Here is a 20,831-nt window from a genome sequence, read left to right on the forward strand (position 1 = left end):
ATTAAGATTCAACTAATTCTTTTGTATTCTCCAACCGGACAGATACAAGCTTTGAAACGCCCGATTCCTGCATCGTTACTCCGTATAGGACATCGGCCTCTTCCATCGTACCTTTTCGGTGGGTAATGACAATAAATTGTGTTTCATCACTATATTTTTTTAAATATTGGCTGAAGCGGTGAACATTGGCTTCATCTAGGGCTGCCTCGACCTCATCAAGAATACAGAATGGAACCGGACGCACTTTTAAAATCGAAAATAACAGGGCAATCGCCGTAAGGGCACGCTCTCCTCCAGATAATAGTCCAAGGTTTTGAAGTTTCTTACCTGGCGGCTGCGCAACGATTTCTACACCCGTATTTAATAAATCATCCGGGATTGTTAAAACTAAGTCAGCCCTTCCGCCGCCAAACAGAGTTCGAAATGTCGGTTCGAAATGTTCGCGAATCCCTTCAAAGGTATGTTCGAAACGTCTCTTCATTTCTGTATCCATTTCCTCAATCACCTTATAGAGGGTATCTTTAGCTTCCTGCAGATCTGTCTTTTGTTCATTTAAGAACTCATAACGCTCAGACACCCGTTCATATTCTTCAATGGCGCCTAAGTTGACATTCCCAAGTTCTTCAATCGCAAGCTTGATCAATTTGACCCTTTTCCTTGCCTCTTCCACCGGGATCGTTAAAGGATATTGTTCCTTTGCCCCCTCAAAGGATAGGAGGTATTCCTCTCTTAACTGCGCAAGCCGATTTTCGAGCTCCACATCTAAGCGGTTGATCTTTACTTCTTCATCCTTTAGAACCACGATCATCCCTTTATGAAGTCTCTTTAACTCTTTTGCAGCTAGTTCTGTATCTTCGAGGGAGTCCTGCATGGATAACCGTTCTTGTCTTCGTTCGGTGATTAACTTTAATGTGGCTTCTTTATCCTGTTGCTTACTTTTGGCGGCTGCCTCTAATTGTTCTTCCCCAGAGGAACTATTCGTCATTTCCGATGTTAACAGGTTAAGATCTTCTGTAAAAATGACAAGCTTTTGCTCACTCTCGTTTAAATCATCATTGAGCATCGTTAAGCGTTCTTTTGCATGAGTAAACTGTTCATTTTTTGAAGCAAACTCAACCTTTAATTCATTAATTTCGTTCGTCAAAGTTTCTTTTGAGCTTAAATCACTCGTTTTTTGTTCTGTTAGTTTCGCAATTTTGCTATCTAGTTCGGCAATTGTTACCTTATAGGACTCGAAAGCCACCGCTAATTCGCTTTTTCTTTTTAACAGTGAATCTCTTTCTTCATTCAACTGCCCTTTTTCAAGGTCGTAAAGGGCTAATCGATCATTCAGGTTCTTCTCCTGCATCTCTGCCTCGCGAAGCTCCCCCTTAACAGATTGCTCTGTTACTCTTAAGGACTCTCCATCTTGGCGAATTTCATCAACTTGCTTTTCAGCTTGTTGCACCTCTGCTTTTAGCTTTTTAACGGCTGTTTCCAAGCCTGATGTTTTTTCTTCCATCATGACGAGCTTTTCTTTTAAGTTTTCAAGCTCCCCTTTTCTCGTTAACAAGGACGTCGTTTTTTGCTTAAGCGCTCCACCGGTCATCGAACCACCAGGGTTAACGATATCGCCGTCCAATGTTACCATTCTTGCGCGGTATTGAAGGACTTTGGCTAATTCATTCGCCCCTTTTAAGTCCTTTGTTATGACCACATTTCCGAGCAGGTTATTCATAATCTCGGCATACTTTGAATCAAAAGTAACAAGACTGACAGCCGGTCCAATCAACGAAGGATGGTTTTGAATGGAAGCAAGCTGAGCAGATGATAACGACCGCCCTTTAATAACACTTAACGGTAAAAAAGTAGCCCGGCCAAACGAGTTCTGCTTCAAATATTGAATAGCCATCCTGGCATTCTGCTCGGTATCCACAACAATATGCTGAAGGGCTCCGCCAAGGGCTGTCTCTAGAGCCGTTTCATAACTCTTTGGAACGGTTACAAGTTCAGCAACCGCACCTTCTATTCCCTTTAACTTTTGGTCACGAGCCTTTAATACCTCTTTTACACCTTGAAAAAAGCCCGCAAAGTCTTCTTCCATCTCTTCTAGCATTTCTTTTCTAGACTTGGCCTGCTGGAGGAGCTGATAGGCTTGATACAACGTTTTTTCTTGCTTCTCATAATTATTTTTTACATTTTCAAGCTCGCGCTGTCCCTCACGATACGATACCAACTGACCAGCTAATTTCTTTTGTATCTCTGCTAAGGCAGCTTGAACTTCCATTTTGTTGCTTTGAGCAGTATGACGCTGTTCGAGATATTTTTCATTTTCAGCATCAAGTCGTGTTTCCCTGCGCGCTTGCTGCTCCAATTGCTGTTCGATATATTTTAGTTCATTTTTCGCACCAGCTTGATCATTCAGTAAATCGATATATTCACTTTTTAAAGCTTCAATTTTTTCTTCGATATTCTCCGAATAAAGAGGCAGCTTCTCCTGGCGCTCTTTTAATTCGGATTGCAGTTTTTCAACCTGGATCTTTAGTTCCTTTACAGTTTCAGCCTGTATATCCCGATTTTTCTTTAACTGACTGATGCGATCGGTTAGTTCTGTTATGTTACTTTTTAACTGCTCTTTATTTTGCGATGCGTTCTTCTTCCGTTCCTTGAGAACCTCTTTCCTGCCCTCAAGCTTTTCAAGTTCTTCACTGGCATGCAGGAGTACATTCTGGAGGTCTGTGATCGACTCATCCATGGCAGCGATTTTATCCCTTGCTTCAACTATCGCCGCTTCCTTAACCTGTAATTCTGAAGAAATCTTTAGTTCTTCCTGTTGGTGCTCCTCTAACTGTTTAGAAACGTGTTCCCATTTTTGGTGAAGGTCCTCTATTTCAAAAACCGTTAACGCCACTTCGATCTGTTCTAGCTCTTCTTTTTTCTCTAAAAAATCTCTTGCCATGGAAGCTTGAATTTTTAACGGTTCTACCTGTCCTTCAAGTTCATGGAGGATATCATTGACACGATTTAAATTATCCTGTGTTTCAAACAGTTTCACTTCTGCCTTTTTCTTACGGTTTTTATATTTTAAGACTCCTGCAGCCTCTTCAAAGATAGTACGGCGGTCCTCTGCCTTACTATTTAAAATTTCTTCTACTTTTCCTTGGCTGATGATCGAAAAAGCTTCCCGGCCAAGACCCGAATCCATAAATAAATCAATAATATCCTTAAGACGGCATGACTGTTTATTTATGAAAAAGTCACTATCACCTGAGCGGGAAACTCTTCTAGTCACACTTACCTCATTAAAATCAATCCCTAATCCTTGGTCGGTATTGTCCAATGTCAGTGTGACTTCAGCAAAATTAAGGGCTTTTCTAGAATCGCTTCCAGCAAAAATTATATCCTCCATCTTGCTGCCTCTTAAAGACTTGGCTGATTGTTCCCCTAATACCCAGCGAATGGCATCGGTAATATTACTTTTGCCGCTGCCATTAGGACCCACTACAGCCGTTACTCCAGGAACAAAATCAACTTCAATGCGTTCAGCAAAAGATTTAAAGCCAATAATGTCCAACCGTTTTAAAAACATTTCTTTATCCTCCCTATGCTGCACGGGGATTACTCCTGCCAACATGTCATTTCTAGGTTGTTTTTGTTTTTAATACCTTAAGGGCCATTTCAGCCGCATGCTGTTCCGCTTCCTTTTTGGATTTCCCTGATCCCACGCCCAGTTCTGCTCCATTCAGTGATACTCGTGAAACAAATTCCTTATTATGGGCAGGTCCTTTTTCCTGAAGGACACGATATTCTATGAAACCAGCTCCATCGCGCTGGACAAGTTCCTGCAGTTGACTTTTAAAATCCATCACATGAGAAAAAGCACCGGCATTTATTTTAGGAAAGACCACTCTATCGAGGAATTCGACTACTTTATCAATTCCCTGATCCAAATACAGGGCACCAATGAAAGCTTCAAACACGTCTGCAAGCAGGGCTGGGCGTTCTCGTCCGCCAGTCATTTCTTCCCCTTTGCCAAGCAAAATATGCTGGCCAAATTCAAGATCATTAGCAAAGGATACCAATGAAGGCTCACAAACGATGGCAGCACGCAGTTTCGTTAATTCCCCTTCCGTCATTGTAGGATATTTTTTAAATAGGAATTGTGAAACTGTTAATTCAAGGACTGCGTCTCCTAAAAATTCAAGTCTTTCATTATCTTCGAATGGCTTTCTTCGATGCTCATTCACATAGGATGAATGTGTAAATGCTTGTTTTAATAATTTTTCATTTTCAATCGTCACACCGACTGAAGCTTGAAAATCCTTAAATAGATTTTCCTTTGCGCGGTTTACCTCTTTGTCCTTACCGTTCTTGCGCATGAATTTCTCCACCTTGCATCAAATTTACAAACTACTTACTATGAGTTTAAAAAATTTTTTATGAAAACGCAAAGAAACTTGGCAGATAGTTTTGCCAAGCTCTATCATACATAATAAAGCTCCGTTTGAAAACGGAGCTTTTGAATAAATCTAACGGGATTATTTACTGCTATTTATGTAATTAACAGCATCACCAACTGTACTGATTTTTTCAGCATCATCGTCAGAAATTTCCATATCGAACTCATCTTCTAATTCCATTACTAGTTCAACTACGTCAAGGGAATCAGCGCCAAGATCATCTTTAAATGAAGCTTCAAGTTTAACTTGAGACTCATCAACACCTAAACGGTCTACGATGATTTTTGTAACACGTTCTAATACCTCTGCCATACTTGTTCACCTCCCCTCAAGCTATTATAGAGTATTTCAATAAAATAATACATAATCTTTTATAAGAAATTTTTTACTCTGAGAAATGTCCAGCTCCAGCTCCTAGGGGCTCTTAGGTCTAAGCCAATCCGTCAAGAAGGCTCGTCTTATGCCTGTCGCCCCTGTACAAGGCGCTTCCGCTTTTCTGTTTACATCACCATTCCGCCGTTAACGTGGAGCGTCTGGCCGGTAATATAGGATGAATCATCTGAAGCAATAAAGGCGGTAATTTTGGCGATATCCTTTGGTTCTCCTAATCGTGCAAGAGGAATTTGCTTTAACATTTCTGCCTTTACTTCTTCAGATAATTGGTCTGTCATATCGGTAGTAATAAACCCAGGCGCAATAGTGTTTACCGTAATATTACGTGATGCCAGTTCTTTGGCAGTTGTTTTCGTTAAGCCGATCACACCAGCCTTGGCAGCCACATAGTTGGCTTGACCTGGATTGCCGCTTACCCCAACAACGGAAGCAATATTAATGATGCGGCCCACACGCTGCTTCATCATTTGTCTGGTCACGGCTTTTGTGCAGAGGAACACACCCTTTAGGTTGGTATTGATGACATCATCCCATTCCTCTTCTTTCATCCTCATTAAAAGATTATCTCTCGTAATCCCTGCATTATTAACGAGGATGTCTAATCTTCCAAAACGCTCTACTGTAGCTTTAACCATTTCAGTCACTTCTTCTGAATTGGCAACATTGCATTTCACAGTAAAGGCATCTCGGCCAAGGGCCTTAATTTCATCGACAACCTCATTTGCTTTTGCTTCACTGCCTGCAAAATTGACCGCAATATTTGCACCTTGTCTTGCCAATTCAAGTGCAATTTCTCTGCCGATTCCTCGGGATGCTCCTGTTACAAGAGCAAATTTCCCTTCTAATATCATAGCTTTTCCTCCTTTAAGGCGTCCAATACTGCTTGAGCGCTCGCTTCATCCGATACAGAATAAGTTTTGACTGTCTTATCGATTTTTTTAATTAAACCTGAAAGAACCTTACCAGGTCCAATTTCAATAAATGTATCAACCCCAAGGCTGATCATTTTTTCAACCGAATCTTCCCATAATACTGGGGAGTATAGTTGTTCAATTAACTTATCTTTAATTTCCAAACTTGCACTGATCGGTTCGGCCGTAACGTTTGCTATCACAGGGATTTCTGCATCTTTCATTTCAAGTCCATCTAACACTTCACGCAATTGATTAGCAGCAGGTTTCATTAAAGTCGAATGGAACGGTCCGCTTACTTCGAGAGGGAGTACCCGTTTTGCTCCAGCTTCCTTCGCTTTTTCGCCGGCAATCTTGACACCTTCCCTTGAACCTGAGATCACAATTTGGCCGGGACAGTTTAAATTTGCTAATGAAACGGGCAAACCGGTTCCACTTACCTCTTCTGTCACTTTTTGGAGCGCATCTCGATCTAATCCAAGAACTGCAGCCATCGACCCCTCGCCATTTGGCACTGCATGCTCCATGAACTCGCCCCGTTTGCGAACAGCGTAGGCTCCGTCTTCAAAAGAAAGCACCCCGGCAGCAACCAGTGCTGTATACTCTCCTAAGCTGTGCCCGGCAACAAAATCAGCCTTGATTCCGGATTGTTGAAAGAAATCCAAGATAGCGATACTTGTTGTTAACAAAGCAGGCTGTGTATTATAGGTCAGCGTCAACTCTTCTTTTGGACCTTCAAAGATTAGCTTACTTAAAGGGACATTCAGTCTTTCATCAGCTTTTGAAAAATATTCCATAATTTCCGGATGTTTTTCCGCTAGCTCTTTCCCCATTCCTACAGTTTGTGAACCTTGTCCAGGAAAAACAAAGGCTATTTTACTCATTTCAGCACCTCAATCGTTCTTATTTAACAGTATCTGACTGTTCAACTGCTTTTTGAATTAAGTGGACCACTTCGTTTCCTACCATTTCCCTTGTCTGCCTAACTGCACTAAAGATAGCTTGGGCATTAGAAGAGCCATGTGCCTTAATAACAGGTGCTTTTAACCCAAACAGGGCAGCCCCGCCATATTCTGAATAGTCCATTGTATTTTTTAAAGTCTTTAGATTCGGCTTTAGAACTGCCGCAGCTAGTTTACTTGTAAAGCTGCTCATTAAAGCTGTTTTGAGCATTTTAAACATGGATAGTGCGGTGCCTTCAAGTGTTTTCAACACCATATTACCTGTGAATCCATCGGTCACTACAACGTCAGCGACTCCATCAAGTAAATCACGTGCCTCGACATTGCCAACAAAATTCAAATTACTATTTTTCAATAAAGTAAACGTGTTTTTTGTCAGCTCATTACCTTTTTTTTCTTCTGTTCCAATATTTAAAAGTCCTACTCTTGGCTGATTAATACCTCTAACTTTTTCACTATAAATGGAACCCATGATAGCATATTGTACTAAATGCTCCGGCTTGGCATCGGCATTTGCCCCTACATCCAAAAGAAGAAAGCCTTCTCCTCCTATGGTTGGCAATGTAGGCGCTAGGGCGGGCCTGTCAATTCCTTCAATTCGACCGACAACAAATAGTCCCGCCGCCATTAATGCTCCCGTATTCCCCGCTGAAATGCATGCGTCAGCTAATCCATCAACCACCTGTTTAGCCGCTAAAACCATGGAGGCATCTTTTTTTCGGCGAACCGCTCTTACCGGTTCATCTGTGCCAAGAATAACCTCCGTTGTATGTAAAACAGATATTCTTTCATGATCGTTAAGTGTTTCTTTGATTTTGTTTTCGTCCCCAACAAGGGTTATATGTATATCAGAAAAGGACTGAACAGCCTTCATTGCACCTAATACAATTTCTTTTGGGGCATGATCTCCGCCCATCGCATCGATTGCTATTTTCATGTGTCTCATCCCTTAATTATTTTTCGAACGGTACATTTCAAATTCCCCGGTAAACACTAGTTCATTATTGACAAAACTATATACTTCTACAAACGTTCTCCCTGTATCCTCTATTTTAGCTACCTTTGCTTTAGCAATTACCCGTTCATTCAAATTTACCGAACGGATAAATTGAATATTTGCTTTCGCTGTTAAGGCCAATTCATCATTAATGACAGCAACGGCAAGAGAATTCGCTTGAGCAAAAACATGATGTCCTCGTGCAATATTATTGCGCTTGAAGACATGTTCTTTTTTTACATCAAAAATAGAAATGGCATTTTGGTCTAGTTCTATATGAATAATTTCCCCAATTACCTCTTCTAATGGTAAGGAACGGACTTCATCTTCAAACCGTTTCTCTGCAACGTTTTTAATTCGTTCACGCAGTTCCGGTATGGATAGCTCCAAACGATCAAGACGAATCGTCTGAACACTCACTTGAAATTTTTCCGCTAATTCCTCATCCGTAATAAATGGATTCTCTTTGATTGTAGAAGTCAATAATTGTTGTCGATCTTTTTTGCTTCTTCTCATGATTTTTCACACCGTCCGAGCTCTTATGACTAGGTACTAAGAGTAGTATAAAATTTAAAAAAGCAGATTGCAAGATTAAAATTTATCAGAAATTTAGAAGTGCCCGATTCACATCGTGGAGATACGTGCAGCCGGGCACTAGCAGACGGTTAGGAAGCTGACAGAAAACTTTATAGGTTTAATCTAGTTTTTCCCCTTCTAATACACCTGATTCTTTAATTTTATCTCGTAAATATTGATATTCAGGGTCTGTCCAAAAAAAATCCGAACTAATCAGCATGCTCGCATCACTTCTGGCTGTTTCCAGGGCCCGATAATCATGCACCATATCGGCCACCTTAAACTCAGGAACCCCACTTTGTTTTTTCCCAAAGAAGTCCCCAGGCCCTCTTAGCTCTAAATCCTTTTCACTTAAAACAAACCCATCATTGGTTTCGGTCATAATCCGCATTCTTTCCTGCCCTACTTCTGTTTTTGGACTTGCCAGCAGTACACAGTAGGACTGAGCACTTCCACGTCCAACACGGCCACGCAGCTGATGCAATTGCGAAAGGCCAAACCGCTCGGCATCATAAATGACCATCATGGTGGCATTAGGAACATTTACTCCCACCTCGACAACGGTGGTAGAAACTAGGACCTGAACCACATTTTCACTAAAAGCCTTCATCACCGACTCTTTCTCCTCTGATGATAAACGGCCGTGCATCAGGCCGACTTGAAAGCGATTTTGAAAAAAGTGGCTTAATGTGGTATGAACATCAATCGCATTTTGAACATCAAGCTTTTCTGACTCCTCTATTAGCGGGCAAATCACATAGGCTTGATGGCCTTTCCTCAATTCCTTTTCAATAAACCCAAGGACACGTTCTAGCATTTCTGGCTTCGCCCAATAGGTCTCAATCGATTTTCTTCCAGCAGGCATTTCGTCAATAATGGAAACATCCATCTCTCCAAAAACCGTTATGGCAAGAGTCCGAGGAATAGGGGTGGCAGTCATGAACAAGACATCCGGATTTTCGCCCTTTTCCCGTAAAATTCTCCTCTGTTCAACCCCGAAGCGGTGCTGCTCATCTGTAATCACAAAACCAAGCTTTTTAAAGATAACCTCATCCTGGATAAGTGCATGGGTCCCAATTAAAATATCTACTTTTCCTTCTTTTAGTTCTTGCAGGATTTCTCGTCTCTGTTTTCCTTTAACAGAGCTTGTTAAGAGTTCACACCTTACCTTAACGGGTTCTAACATATTCTTTAACGACTCTGCGTGCTGTTCTGCTAATATTTCCGTTGGCACCATTAATGCTCCCTGATAGCCGGCGGTTACCGTTGCAAATAGCCCGATGGCGGCTACAACTGTTTTACCGGAGCCCACATCCCCTTGAAGCAGCCGATTCATATGGTAGGGAGATTTTAAATCTGCTAAGATTTCATTAACAACTTTCTTTTGGGCATTTGTTAATGGGAAAGGAAGGCTATTGATAAACTCCATTAATTTGGTCAGATTATATTTTTGTTTGATTCCTGGTGAATGCTCGCGTTCAAATTTCCTTAATGCCTGCATTTTTAACTGAAACAAAAGAAATTCTTCATAAACGAACCGCCTTCTTGCTTGCTTTACATCCGCTGGACTATTGGGAAAGTGCATGATTTTTAGCGCATCCCGTTTGCCCATCAAACGATATTTTTTCAGAAAAGTTTCCGGTAAAGTCTCGTCGATTTGCTGTCCATATTGCTGGAAGGCAAGTTGGATAAATTTCCGCATTCCTTTGGTTGTAACCTTGCCTCTTAAGGCGTAAACGGGTTCAAAGTCATTTGCTTTTGTGTTAGGACCTGTTTGCATTTCATTGGCTGTTATCGTTTGCCGGTGGGCATCCCATTTCCCTGTTACCGTAATCGTTTCATTTATATTGATTTTATTTTTTAGATAGGGCTGATTAAAAAAGACTACTTTTATCAGATATGCACCGACGAATAGCCGAATCGTCAGCTTCGATTTTTTTCTTCCAAAATAGTTAAGAGAAGGCTCACTATGAACCTTCCCTTCCACTGTTACTTTCTCATCATGCTGTACTTCGGTTAGGTCCTTAAGGGAGTAGTCTTCATATCGGTACGGAAAGTATTCTAATAAATCACGGATTGTATATATCCTCATTTCCGCAAAGGATTCAGCCGTTTCTTCCCCTATTCCTTTTAAGGCGGTAATTGATTGATTTAGTTTTGAACTCACTTTTCTTTGAGCGGTATACCGAAGATCTTAGCTTCTAGCTCACGACCTGTCGGTGTAGCCGCCAACCCTCCCTGCCCTGTTTCTTTTAACGCTGTTGGCATTGATTGCCCGATTCTATACATAGCATCTATTACTTCATCACACGGGATACGGCTCGTTATTCCGGCTAAAGCCATATCTGCCGCTACCATTGCATTGGCGGCTCCCATCGCATTCCGTTTCACACAAGGAACCTCCACAAGACCCGCGACAGGATCACAGACCAATCCAAGCATGTTCTTTAAGGTGATGGCCATTGCCTCTGCACACTGTGCTGGTGTTCCGCCTGCCATTTCTACGATTGCTGCCGCCGCCATACCCGCAGCGGATCCAACCTCAGCTTGACAGCCCCCGGCCGCACCTGAAATCGACGCATTATTTGCAACCACAAATCCGAAAGCACCTGCGGTGAACAAAAAGGCAATCATTTGCTCTCTGGTTGGGTTGAGCTTCTTTGTAACAGCGAACAACGTCCCCGGAACCACTCCTGCTGAGAGCCAGCAGTTGGCGTAGCACAAATTGTCCCCATGGCTGCATTTACTTCATTTGTAGCTACCGCTTTACTAACCGCATCCAATATCGTTTCACCTGATAAAAAATTGCCCTTTTCGATGTAGGCTTGCATAAGAACCGCATCGCCGCCAGTTAAGCCCGAGTGGGAAGTAACTCCTTTTAAGCCTCGCTCGACTGCCTGCTCCATAACTCTTAGATTGCGGTCCATAAATGAAAGGACTTCTTCCCTGGTCCGTCCAGTAACAGCCACTTCTTGCTCAATCATAATATCTGATATTTTTTTATTTTGACTGATGGCCAATTCCACTAATTCAGCAACATTACGAAACACAAACAATCCCCCCTCTTCGATGGTCTAGCTGGAGCCCCTGGTCAAGGGGCTTCCGCTTTTGTTTATTCCACAATCTTTGTTACCTTTAGTATGTTCGGAAGCTGTTCGAGTTCTATAAGAATTTTATTATCGATATTCTGGTCTACTTCAATCGTCATTAGGGCCATTTTGCCAACATCTTTGCGGGCAACTTCCATATGGCCGATATTAAGTTCGTATTTAGCGAGAATGTTAGCCACACTGGCTATCGCACCAAAACGGTCATTATGAACAACTAAAATGGCCGGATGATTTCCTGAAAGCTTTAATTGAAAGCCATTTAGTTCAATAATCTCAATTTTTCCACCGCCAATTGAGATCCCTACCAATTCCAATTCACCGTTATGATCTCCAATAATGATTCTTGCTGTATTGGGGTGATCTGTTACAGCATCTTCTTCAATAAAACGAAGCTTCATTCCTTTATGTTTAGCGATGTCAATTGCATCAATAATTCTTGTATCATCTGTATCAAAATCAAGTAAGCCACCAATAATGGCTACATCTGTACCATGGCCTTTATATGTTTTAGCAAATGAGCCATATAACGAAATATTCGCCCATTTCGGCTCTCTGCCAAATAAGCTTCTTGCCACTCTTCCGATTCTCGCAGCACCAGCTGTATGTGAACTAGATGGTCCGATCATAACAGGACCAATGATATCGAACACACTTCTATATTTCATTAGGTTTCTCTCCCTCAGTGTCGTTCTATTTTATATTACGGTTATCTCTCAGGAAGTTGATTTGTTTTTAATAGGCAAAAAAAAGAAGGGAAAGACCAAAATGGCCCCCCTTTTATTTTAGCTGTTTCTTATTCAATTGAAAAGATATATGAATATAATGGCTGTCCGCCATCATGTATCTCAATTTCTACATCTTCGTAATTTTCTTCCACAAAGGAAGATAAAGCAGCCACTTCTTCTTCCGTTACATCTTCACCGTAGATAATGGTAAGAATTTCAGAATCCTCATCAAGCATCTTAACTAATAGGTCTTCGGCCACTTTTCCCTTTTCTTTACTTTTCACCACGATTTTCCCCTCAGAGATTCCCATGAAATCATCTTTTTCAATCTCTAAGCCATCAATAGAGGTATCACGGACAGCAAAGGTGATTTGCCCGGATTTCACATGATTTAAGGCTTCCTTCATTGCTGCTTCATTTTCATCAACCGCAGCAGATGGATTGAAGGCTAAAAGGGAAGCTAATCCTTGTGGTACCGTCTTAGTAGGAATAACATAAATCTCTTCATCGGCAACTTCTTTTGCTTGTTCAGCAGCCATAATTATGTTCTTGTTATTCGGTAAAATAAATACTTTTTTGGCATGAACATCTTTAACCGCTTTCACGATATCCTCTGTACTCGGGTTCATCGTTTGGCCGCCTTCGATTACAGCATGGGCACCAATACTTTTGAACAACTCTGCAATCCCAGTGCCCATTGAGACTGTAACGATTCCATATTCCTGCATTTCTTTTGGAGTCTTGCTTGCTTCCGGCCGCTCTGCAACGTGTGTTTCACCGACGATATTTGTATGCTGCTGACGCATGTTTTCAATCTTCATGTTTATCAAATTGCCGTACTGCTGTCCATAAGTTAGCACTTCACCCGGCTGCTCTGAATGGATGTGGACTTTAACTACGTCTTCATCTGCAATCACCAGTAGGGAGTCACCATACTCACTTAAATCATTACGGAAGGTAATTTCATTAAATGGATGTTTTTCAATCTTTTCCTGCTCAAATCGAACCATGAATTCGGTACAATAACCAAAGACGATATCTTCAGTGTTGATATGTCCTTGAACATTTTTATGATGTTCCGCACTAACCAACTCCGTCATGGAAGGAAGCAAGTCCGATGATTCAGGAAGACTCTCCCCCTTTAATTGCGATAGAAAGCCTTCATAGACAAAAACGAGTCCCTGCCCGCCGCTATCCACAACGCCAACTTCCTTTAAAACAGGAAGTAAATCTGGTGTCCGTTTAAGGGATGCCTTGGCTTCTTTTAGAACCGTTTCCATTATATAGATAATATCTTCTGACTGTTGAGCAGCTGCTACAGCGCTCTTAGCCGAATCTTTTGCCACTGTTAAAATGGTCCCCTCGACAGGCTTCATAACAGCCTTATATGCTGTTTCTACACCTGCTTCTAAGGCATGGGCAAAATCACTTCCCGAAATGACGGCTTTAGACTCCACTGCCTTTGAGAAACCGCGGAATAATTGTGAGAGAATTACCCCAGAATTTCCACGTGCTCCCATAAGCAAACCTTTTGAAAGGGCTGTTCCTACTTTACCAATGTGTTCCTGAATATTATTTTTAACTTCCTTTGCTCCGGAAGTCATGGATAGATTCATATTGGTACCAGTATCACCGTCGGGTACAGGAAAAACGTTTAAAGCATCAACCATCTTGGCATTTGCAGACAAATGATTGGCACCTTGGATCACCATCTCGGCGAAACGTTTTCCATCTAATACAGTTATTGACACAAACTTTCCTCCTCATTACGGGTTCGTCACACGAACTCCCTGAACGTAAATATTAACCGAGTCAACGGCAAGTCCAACTGTCTGATCGAGGGTGTATTTAACCTTTGATTGCACGTTGTGGGCAATTTCGGAAATTTTCGTTCCATAGCTGACAATAATGTACATATCAATATGTAATGCCTCGTCTTCTTGGCGTACAATCACACCGCGAGTAAAGTTTTCTTTTCGTAGTATTTCCGTGATTCCATCTTTAATTTGGTTTTTAGAGGCCATACCGACGATTCCGTAGCATTCAATTGCTGCTCCTCCGGCAATTGTTGCAATTACTTCATTTGAAATATCAATTTGTCCGTACTTTGTTTTCAATTCAATGGACATGAATCGTTCCCCCTTTGGATAATTGCTCTTTGACTACAGTCATTTTACTATAGTCAATCCAATATTGAAAGCCATACTTGCCTTATACTAAAAGAGCATTCACCAAATTCCTATGTCAAGGATTTTTTCTTGAAAGGTTTGTCCACAAGTATTGCAATCAGATACGTTGTGTGATAAATTATTAAAGTATCTCAAGTCTAGAAAATTTTTATACAATTTTCTATATCCAAATGAACATCTATAGATGTTGTTCTAAAGCTTTTGGTAGTTAAGGAGGGAAATCATAATGCCACGTAAATGTGTAGTAACTGGAAGAAAAACAACCACTGGTAACGCACGTTCTCACGCTATGAACGCTAACAAGCGTACATGGGGTGCTAACCTACAAAAAGTACGTATTCTTGTTGACGGAAAGCCTAAGCGTGTTTGGGTTTCTGCAAGAGCGTTAAGATCTGGTAAAGTAGAACGCGTATAAAACATGCGAGCATCCAATTATTGGATGCTTTTTCTTTTTCTAAAAAAAATCAAGTCAAAATTTGAACAAACAGGTACAATTTTAAATACGCTTTTTAGTATGACCTAAAATGGCAAATAATAAAAAGCACCCAATCAAAAGGGTGCCCATGAATTTAAAGTTTGTTTCTATTCGCCTTTTTTAAATGCTCCAATCATCGCTCGGACAAGTCCGCCTAAGAATTTCGGCAGTTTAATTGTATAAAATTTCATACTGTCCCTCCTCACAAATCTACCACAGCTTATTTTAAAGCCACTTTTTCCGCACGCCCCTACATAGTATTCAAACGAACGAAATCAGTACCATTTGAAGTGCATATTAATCGTTACTTCTTACCACTATTAATATGCCTTTGGAAAATGAAAAAGTACCATAATCACTAATAAGTTCATTACTAATACATAGTGTGGAACCGAGACAAATATGACGGTTTTTAAGCGGGAATTTAAAACCTTCAAGCGTCAGATCAGTAACCTCAAGGGTTAAAGGAACAAACGAAATATATTTTTTAGAGGGCATCTTTTCAAGGGAATGATGCCCAGCCTCTTTTAAAAAAACAATATTCTTTTCATCGATGATAAAAACATTGACCGGGCTTTTTGCTTTAAGCGGATTAAGCAGTAATTGAACATTGGCGAGCAAATGATCAAGCCTGCCGCCGGTGGCACCGAACAAATGAATAGAATCGGGTTTTTGTTCTAGCGCCCAATTGAGGGCAAGCTCCATATCCGTTTCATCTTTTTCCGGTTTATATTTTTTTATGCCGGTTACCTGATGTTCAATGGCTGTTAATTCTTCCTCATTTACCGAATCAAAATCGCCAAATGCCATTGAAGGGATAATGTTTCTGTTAATCAGATGAAAGACCCCCCTGTCAACCCCAACCCAGATTGCCTCTTCTCCTTGATAAAGGCATAAATCAGGCAGTAATTCTTCAGGTCCCCCTGCTAGTATATTGATGATCACGACACATTCCCCTTTACGATAAAGGAAAAAAGCCAGCTTTAGAAGCCTGGCTTTATCCGCTTAGTTGTTTACCAGGTTAATACCTTGGCTTTCGATCTTTAATTTCCTGCAGAAAATCTGCATAGTGTTCATACCTATAGGCCGGAATTTCGCCTGATTCAACCGCTGATTTTACCCCGCATTTAGGCTCAGTTAGATGTAGACAGCCGCGAAATTTACAATTTTCACTAGCTTTTTGGATTTCGGGAAAACAGGATGTTAAATCTTCCACTTCAATGTTTGTGAACTCTAACGAACTAAAGCCCGGAGTATCAGCAATAAGTCCATTTCCAACCTTTATAAGCTCAACGTGCCTAGTGGTATGTTTTCCCCTGCCAAGATGTGAAGATATATCATTTGTTTTTAATTCTAAGTCAGGCCTTAATACATTTAACAATGAAGATTTTCCGACACCTGATTGACCTGCAAAGACAGAAATCTTATTTTCAATATGTGGATTTAGCCGTTCTATCCCTGCTTCTGTTTCAGATGAGGTTAGAATTACCTCATACCCTGCAGCCCGATATTGGTCTGCATATTCTGCAATCCTAGCTTTTTCCTCATGATCGGTAAGGTCCATTTTAGTAATACAAATTAGAGGTTCAATTTGATTAAACTCCACCAAGACGAGAAAACGATCTAAAAGAACTGTGCTAAAATCAGGCTCTACCGCTGAGAACACAAGGATCGCCTGTTCTACATTCGCGATTGGCGGACGAATTAATTCATTTTTACGCTCTTTTACTTCTAAAATATATCCTTCCAGATCATTTTCCGCTTGAAATACGACTTCATCACCAACAAGCGGGGTAATTTTATTCTTCCGAAAAACCCCTCGTCCTCGACACTGGATCAGGTTATCATTGTGAAGAACATAATAAAAACCGCTTAATGCTTTGACAATTTTTCCTTCAGGCATAGCTACACTCCTTGCCCTTTTACTTACCAATAATTAATTTTTCTCCTTTTAAAATCTACGCGATTTCCGTCCTTCTTATACAGGACTAGAACAATTCTAATTATTCGAAGTTGTATTTGTTTCTGTCGCTGTATTTGTTTCTGTCGCTGTATTTGTTTCTGTCGCTGTATTTGTTTCTGTCGCTGTATTTGTTTCTGTCGCTGTATTCGTTTCTGTCGTTGTATTTGTTTCTGTCGGTGTATCTGTTTCTGTCGTTGTATCTGTGCTAGTTTCATCATCTATATCGGAATAGTTTTTATTTTTCATCAATAATAACCTTAGTATCTCGAATAACTTTGTAGCCAGCCTTCTTGCCATAAGGAATCATTAACTTAATTTGCTTTTTCGTATTTTCCGTAATATAGAAGGTCTCAGCAGGTTCGGTCATACTATGGTTCATATCCTCAATATAAATATTCACAAGTTGTTTCTGGCCAGGCTCACCAGGAACAGCAGGTTCATATGGAATGGTTAATTCGATAATCACTTCTTTAGGCGGTTTATCTTCTTTCCCTTTAGATATGACTACCTTCACCTTGTCACCTTTTTCTAATTCGGTCCCTGGTGCTGGATCTTGGGAAATCACCATTCCAGCAGCAATATTGTCATCATATTTCTCCTCTGAGGAGTCTAAAGTTAGACCTACCAAGGATGCGTAAACTTGGGCACCTTTCAAATTGTATTGGGTTAAATCCTTTAGGACAATTTTTTCAGGCCCCTTACTTACTTCGAACTCTAGAACGGTCTCCTCTGGAACCACCTTTTCTCCGTTTGAAATATTTTGACTAATAATTGTACCTGGTGCACTGTCATCATTGATTTCATTTTTCTGTATATCCTTAAACCCCTGGTCTTCTAGTAACCGAATAACATCCTCATATTGCCGGCCTACATAATCGGATAATTCATATTTTTCCTTACCTGTGCTGACATAGATGCTAATCTTTGAATTTTCTTTAACCGTACTGCCACTTTCGGGGTCTGTCTTAATTACGTTCCCCTCTTTTACATCTTTATTTGTCATTTCAATTTGATTTCCGACTGTTAATCCTTCTAACTTCAATTTGGAAATGGCATCATCTAAAGTCATACCGCTTAAGTCTGGGACCTTTACATCTTTCGGTTCTAATAAACTAGGTAAAAGGGTAAAGGTTAATATCGCGAGAATCGCAAGAACTAAAAAAGTAGATATTAATATTACTGGCCACTTTTTCCGTTTTTTTACGTTTGAATTACCTTTATTTGTTTTATCTTTCTGATTATTTGCTGTTTTTTCATTGCTATGAACCAATGTTTCATCCAAATTTTTTAGAGGCTGGTTCACGGTAATAACCGGGATCGCTTTTGTGGCATCATCATCTACCGGGATAATAAACTTTGGTTCATTCATTCGCTCGGGATTAAGAGCTGTTCGCAAGTCCTCTTCCACTTCATCCACACTGTTATAGCGATGAAAGGGGTCCTTAGCGGTTGCCTTTAAGACAATATTTTCAACACTTTGCGGGATGTTTGGATTCCATCTTCTAACAGAAGGTGTCTCCGATTGAAGATGCTTTAATGCAATTGACACAGCCGATTCACCAGAAAACGGCAGCCTGCCTGTCAATAGCTCAAACATGACAATTCCTAATGAGTAAATATCTGACTTTCTATTTGCCATGCCCCCCCTAGCTTGTTCGGGTGATAAGTAGTGGACGGAGCCTAAGACAGAATTTGTCTGGGTAATACTCGTGGCACTAAGTGCCATGGCAATACCAAAATCCGTAATTTTTACATTTCCTTCGTGATCCACCAAAATATTGTGCGGCTTTATATCGCGATGGATAATATGATTTTGATGGGCATGTGAGATAGCTGAGGTAAGCTGCCTCATGATACTAATTGCGTCCTCTACTCTAAGTGGGGAATTTTGCTGTATGTATTGCTTTAAGGTCTGACCATCTACAAATTCCATTACAATGTAATAAAGATCATTTTCTTCGCCAACGTCATAAATACTGACAATGTTCGGATGAGCAAGACTGGTGGCAGATTGTGCCTCGCGCCGGAATCTGCGGATAAATTCTTCATCGTTAGCAAAATCAAGTCGCAGCATTTTCACCGCAACATCACGATCAAGGATCATATCATGAGCCAAGTAGACATTTGCCATGCCGCCTCCGCCAATCATATCCAATATTTTGTAGCGGCCACTTAATCTTTTTCCAATCAACATCTAAACATCATCCTCGCATGTTTCAGAAAACTCGACAATAGCCAGTGTAATGTTATCCTCTCCGCCACTTTCATTTGCAAGTAAGATAAGTGTGCCTGCTTTTTGTTGTAAATTTTCATCATTTTGCAGTATTTCCTTCATTTCTGCATCATTGACTTTATTGGATAGACCGTCAGAACAAAGTAAAAGGATATCTCCTTCTTCAAAAATGATCGTTTTGATATCCATTGCAACTGTTTTTTCAGTCCCTAATGCCCTCAATAAGACATTCTTTCGTGGATGATGTTCGGCATCCTCTCTTGAGATTTGTCCAGATCTGACTAGTTCATTGACAAGGGAATGGTCTTCGGTGATCTGTTTAAAGCCGGATTCGTTCAGCAGATAACCCCTGCTGTCACCAATATTGGCAATCGTTGCAAAAGTATCCGTGATTACTGCGGCAACAATCGTGGTCCCCATCCCGTCACATTCAGAGTTATTGGTTGCATGATCCAGTAATAAAAGATTTACTTTCTTAATTTGCTCCTGAAGCCAACTCTCCGCATCACCGGCCCTTGTAATCCCACTAGCTGCTTCCCATTCTGCTTTTAAAGCAGTGATCGTCATCTCACTTGCTACATCCCCCGCACGGTGTCCGCCCATGCCATCTGCAACAATGGCAAGGCGGTAACCGTCCTTATTTCTAAATACACCTCCGGCATCTTCATTGTGAAGACGCACTCTCCCTCTATCTGTCTGAAATACTGCTTTCATCCCTTCACCTCGTCTCTTCCTTCCGCTCCTTTGCACGAAGTTGTCCACATGCTGCAGCAATATCTGACCCCTGCTCTCGGCGGATTGTTACATTAATACCTAAGTTTTTCAATGTTTTTTCAAAAGCAAAGATTTTATCTCGTGGTGTACGGACATAATCCCTTTCAGGTACATAGTTAACAGGAATTAAATTCACATGACATTTTAGCCCTTTTAAGAGGGCTGCTAATTCTTCAGCATGTTCTGTTGAGTCATTTACACCACCAAAAAGGCCGTATTCAAAACTTATACGCCGACCCGTCTTATCGATATAATACCGTACTGCTTTCATTAAGTCATCAAGTTTATAGGCCTTATTAATCGGCATTAATCTAGACCTGAGTTCGGTATTTGGTGCATGAAGTGAAATGGCAAAATTAATTTGCGTATTTTCATCTGCGAATTGATAAATTTTTGGAACGATACCACTGGTCGAAACGGTAATATGGCGTGCTCCAATATTTAATGATTTATCGTGATTGATTATCTTTAAAAAGGCTAACATGTTATCGTAATTATCAAACGGCTCACCAATTCCCATGATGACCACAGAGTCTACCCGTTCATCCGTTTCATCTAAGGCCTGCTGCACCTTGACAACTTGCGCAACAATTTCCCCTGCTTCTAGGTGTCTTTTCAATCCACCGAGAGTCGAGGCACAGAAGGTACAGCCAATTCGGCAGCCTACCTGTGTGGTAACACAAACAGAATTTCCATAATCATGGCGCATAAGCACCGTTTCGATGGAATATCCATCCTGAAGTTCAAATAAGAATTTAATAGTTCCATCAGTTGAAGTTTGCTGGATGATCGTATTTAGTGTCGTAATCTGAAAATCACCCTCAAGCTTATCACGCAAACCCTTTGATAGATTGCTCATATCTTCAAAAGAGGTAATTCTTTTTTTATAAAGCCAATCAAAAATTTGCTCGGCCCGAAATGGCTTTTCTCCATTTTCTGACAGCCAGTTTTTTAATTCTTCAAGCTGAAGAGAATAGATTGATTTTTTTTTAGTGTCCATTGTTGTTTTTGTCTCAGTTGTATTTAATTGTTCCAACTGTAACACCTTCTTTCTATTGTCTGCTCTAATGTCCAGCGACTTTGA

Annotated in this window: 19 protein-coding genes and 1 pseudogene; 1 reads left to right on the forward strand and 19 read right to left on the reverse strand. The window is 40.7% G+C overall.

Annotated features, from left to right (window positions below):
• Window position 1: 1 nt before the first annotated feature.
• The 12 genes and pseudogenes from smc to ACZ9EE_RS07815 all read right to left on the reverse strand — a co-directional run bounded on the left by smc (window position 2) and on the right by ACZ9EE_RS07815 (window position 14,242).
• The gene (smc, locus tag ACZ9EE_RS07760) at window positions 2-3,568 is read right to left on the reverse strand and encodes a chromosome segregation protein SMC (protein ID WP_476026060.1); all 3,567 of its coding nucleotides are present in this window, start codon (window positions 3,566-3,568) and stop codon (window positions 2-4) included.
• Window positions 3,569-3,620: 52 nt separating this feature from the next.
• Window positions 3,621-4,358: a ribonuclease III gene (gene rnc, locus ACZ9EE_RS07765; RefSeq protein ID WP_476026061.1), complete on the reverse strand. Its 738-nt coding sequence runs from the start codon at window positions 4,356-4,358 to the stop codon at window positions 3,621-3,623.
• A gap of 159 nt (window positions 4,359-4,517) precedes the next feature.
• Window positions 4,518-4,751, reverse strand: coding sequence for an acyl carrier protein (gene acpP / locus ACZ9EE_RS07770; protein ID WP_098528750.1), 234 nt, complete (start codon window positions 4,749-4,751; stop codon window positions 4,518-4,520).
• A 188-nt stretch (window positions 4,752-4,939) separates the two neighbouring features.
• The gene (fabG, locus tag ACZ9EE_RS07775) at window positions 4,940-5,683 is read right to left on the reverse strand and encodes a 3-oxoacyl-[acyl-carrier-protein] reductase (RefSeq protein ID WP_476026062.1); all 744 of its coding nucleotides are present in this window, start codon (window positions 5,681-5,683) and stop codon (window positions 4,940-4,942) included.
• Entirely contained in the window at window positions 5,680-6,627 is a 948-nt protein-coding gene (gene fabD, locus ACZ9EE_RS07780) for an ACP S-malonyltransferase (RefSeq protein ID WP_476026063.1), read from the reverse strand. The genes fabG and fabD overlap by 4 nt, the downstream gene beginning before the upstream one ends.
• A gap of 19 nt (window positions 6,628-6,646) precedes the next feature.
• On the reverse strand, window positions 6,647-7,642 hold the full coding sequence (plsX, locus tag ACZ9EE_RS07785; RefSeq protein ID WP_476026064.1) for a phosphate acyltransferase PlsX: 996 nt from the start codon (window positions 7,640-7,642) through the stop codon (window positions 6,647-6,649).
• Window positions 7,643-7,654: 12 nt separating this feature from the next.
• A complete protein-coding gene (gene fapR, locus ACZ9EE_RS07790; protein WP_476026065.1) occupies window positions 7,655-8,218 on the reverse strand; it encodes a transcription factor FapR in 564 nt (187 codons plus the stop codon).
• Window positions 8,219-8,396: 178 nt separating this feature from the next.
• Window positions 8,397-10,445: an ATP-dependent DNA helicase RecG gene (gene recG / locus ACZ9EE_RS07795; protein WP_476026066.1), complete on the reverse strand. Its 2,049-nt coding sequence runs from the start codon at window positions 10,443-10,445 to the stop codon at window positions 8,397-8,399.
• A pseudogene (sdaAA, locus tag ACZ9EE_RS07800) lies at window positions 10,442-11,328 on the reverse strand (L-serine ammonia-lyase, iron-sulfur-dependent, subunit alpha). The gene recG and the pseudogene sdaAA overlap by 4 nt, the downstream one beginning before the upstream one ends.
• Before the next feature lie 62 nt (window positions 11,329-11,390).
• Complete coding sequence (gene sdaAB, locus ACZ9EE_RS07805; protein ID WP_476026067.1) at window positions 11,391-12,053, reverse strand: L-serine ammonia-lyase, iron-sulfur-dependent subunit beta; 663 nt, start codon at window positions 12,051-12,053, stop codon at window positions 11,391-11,393.
• 128 nt (window positions 12,054-12,181) lie between these two features.
• Window positions 12,182-13,864 carry a DAK2 domain-containing protein gene (locus ACZ9EE_RS07810; RefSeq protein WP_476026068.1) on the reverse strand — a complete coding sequence of 561 codons (1,683 nt, stop codon included), beginning with the start codon at window positions 13,862-13,864 and terminating at the stop codon, window positions 12,182-12,184.
• 15 nt (window positions 13,865-13,879) lie between these two features.
• Complete coding sequence (locus tag ACZ9EE_RS07815) at window positions 13,880-14,242, reverse strand: Asp23/Gls24 family envelope stress response protein (protein WP_335558008.1); 363 nt, start codon at window positions 14,240-14,242, stop codon at window positions 13,880-13,882.
• Window positions 14,243-14,528: 286 nt separating this feature from the next.
• Here ACZ9EE_RS07815 and rpmB point away from each other — a divergent pair, with 286 nt between their 5' ends.
• A complete protein-coding gene (gene rpmB, locus ACZ9EE_RS07820; RefSeq protein WP_053475625.1) occupies window positions 14,529-14,717 on the forward strand; it encodes a 50S ribosomal protein L28 in 189 nt (62 codons plus the stop codon).
• 167 nt (window positions 14,718-14,884) lie between these two features.
• Here rpmB and spoVM read toward each other — a convergent pair whose 3' ends face one another.
• The 7 genes from spoVM to rlmN all read right to left on the reverse strand — a co-directional run bounded on the left by spoVM (window position 14,885) and on the right by rlmN (window position 20,783).
• Window positions 14,885-14,968, reverse strand: a complete 84-nt coding sequence (gene spoVM, locus ACZ9EE_RS07825; protein WP_098528769.1) for a stage V sporulation protein SpoVM — start codon at window positions 14,966-14,968, stop codon at window positions 14,885-14,887.
• 106 nt (window positions 14,969-15,074) lie between these two features.
• Entirely contained in the window at window positions 15,075-15,722 is a 648-nt protein-coding gene (locus ACZ9EE_RS07830; RefSeq protein ID WP_476026069.1) for a thiamine diphosphokinase, read from the reverse strand.
• A 76-nt stretch (window positions 15,723-15,798) separates the two neighbouring features.
• Window positions 15,799-16,680 (reverse strand): ribosome small subunit-dependent GTPase A, encoded by an 882-nt coding sequence (gene rsgA, locus ACZ9EE_RS07835; RefSeq protein ID WP_476026070.1) that lies wholly within the window; start codon window positions 16,678-16,680, stop codon window positions 15,799-15,801.
• 96 nt (window positions 16,681-16,776) lie between these two features.
• Window positions 16,777-16,989 (reverse strand): hypothetical protein, encoded by a 213-nt coding sequence (locus ACZ9EE_RS07840; RefSeq protein ID WP_476026071.1) that lies wholly within the window; start codon window positions 16,987-16,989, stop codon window positions 16,777-16,779.
• Complete coding sequence (gene pknB, locus ACZ9EE_RS07845; protein ID WP_476026072.1) at window positions 16,976-18,934, reverse strand: Stk1 family PASTA domain-containing Ser/Thr kinase; 1,959 nt, start codon at window positions 18,932-18,934, stop codon at window positions 16,976-16,978. The genes ACZ9EE_RS07840 and pknB overlap by 14 nt, the downstream gene beginning before the upstream one ends.
• Complete coding sequence (locus tag ACZ9EE_RS07850) at window positions 18,935-19,687, reverse strand: Stp1/IreP family PP2C-type Ser/Thr phosphatase (RefSeq protein ID WP_476026073.1); 753 nt, start codon at window positions 19,685-19,687, stop codon at window positions 18,935-18,937.
• Between the two features lie 4 nt (window positions 19,688-19,691).
• Window positions 19,692-20,783, reverse strand: a complete 1,092-nt coding sequence (rlmN, locus tag ACZ9EE_RS07855; protein WP_476026074.1) for a dual-specificity RNA methyltransferase RlmN — start codon at window positions 20,781-20,783, stop codon at window positions 19,692-19,694.
• Window positions 20,784-20,831: the final 48 nt, after the last annotated feature.

It is taken from the genome of Bacillus sp. URHA0034 (assembly GCF_056280405.1).

Excerpts from the sequence above, each read along its gene's own strand:
- smc (WP_476026060.1), bottom strand. The coding sequence starts at position 3,568 with ATGTTTTTAAAACGGTTGGACATTATTGGCTTTAAATCTTTTGCTGAA.
- rnc (WP_476026061.1), bottom strand. The coding sequence starts at position 4,358 with ATGCGCAAGAACGGTAAGGACAAAGAGGTAAACCGCGCAAAGGAAAAT.
- acpP (WP_098528750.1), bottom strand. The coding sequence starts at position 4,751 with ATGGCAGAGGTATTAGAACGTGTTACAAAAATCATCGTAGACCGTTTA.
- fabG (WP_476026062.1), bottom strand. The coding sequence starts at position 5,683 with ATGATATTAGAAGGGAAATTTGCTCTTGTAACAGGAGCATCCCGAGGA.
- fabD (WP_476026063.1), bottom strand. The coding sequence starts at position 6,627 with ATGAGTAAAATAGCCTTTGTTTTTCCTGGACAAGGTTCACAAACTGTA.
- plsX (WP_476026064.1), bottom strand. The coding sequence starts at position 7,642 with ATGAAAATAGCAATCGATGCGATGGGCGGAGATCATGCCCCAAAAGAA.
- fapR (WP_476026065.1), bottom strand. The coding sequence starts at position 8,218 with ATGAGAAGAAGCAAAAAAGATCGACAACAATTATTGACTTCTACAATC.
- sdaAB (WP_476026067.1), bottom strand. The coding sequence starts at position 12,053 with ATGAAATATAGAAGTGTGTTCGATATCATTGGTCCTGTTATGATCGGA.
- ACZ9EE_RS07815 (WP_335558008.1), bottom strand. The coding sequence starts at position 14,242 with ATGTCCATTGAATTGAAAACAAAGTACGGACAAATTGATATTTCAAAT.
- rpmB (WP_053475625.1), top strand. The coding sequence starts at position 14,529 with ATGCCACGTAAATGTGTAGTAACTGGAAGAAAAACAACCACTGGTAAC.
- spoVM (WP_098528769.1), bottom strand. The coding sequence starts at position 14,968 with ATGAAATTTTATACAATTAAACTGCCGAAATTCTTAGGCGGACTTGTC.
- rsgA (WP_476026070.1), bottom strand. The coding sequence starts at position 16,680 with ATGCCTGAAGGAAAAATTGTCAAAGCATTAAGCGGTTTTTATTATGTT.
- pknB (WP_476026072.1), bottom strand. The coding sequence starts at position 18,934 with ATGTTGATTGGAAAAAGATTAAGTGGCCGCTACAAAATATTGGATATG.
- ACZ9EE_RS07850 (WP_476026073.1), bottom strand. The coding sequence starts at position 19,687 with ATGAAAGCAGTATTTCAGACAGATAGAGGGAGAGTGCGTCTTCACAAT.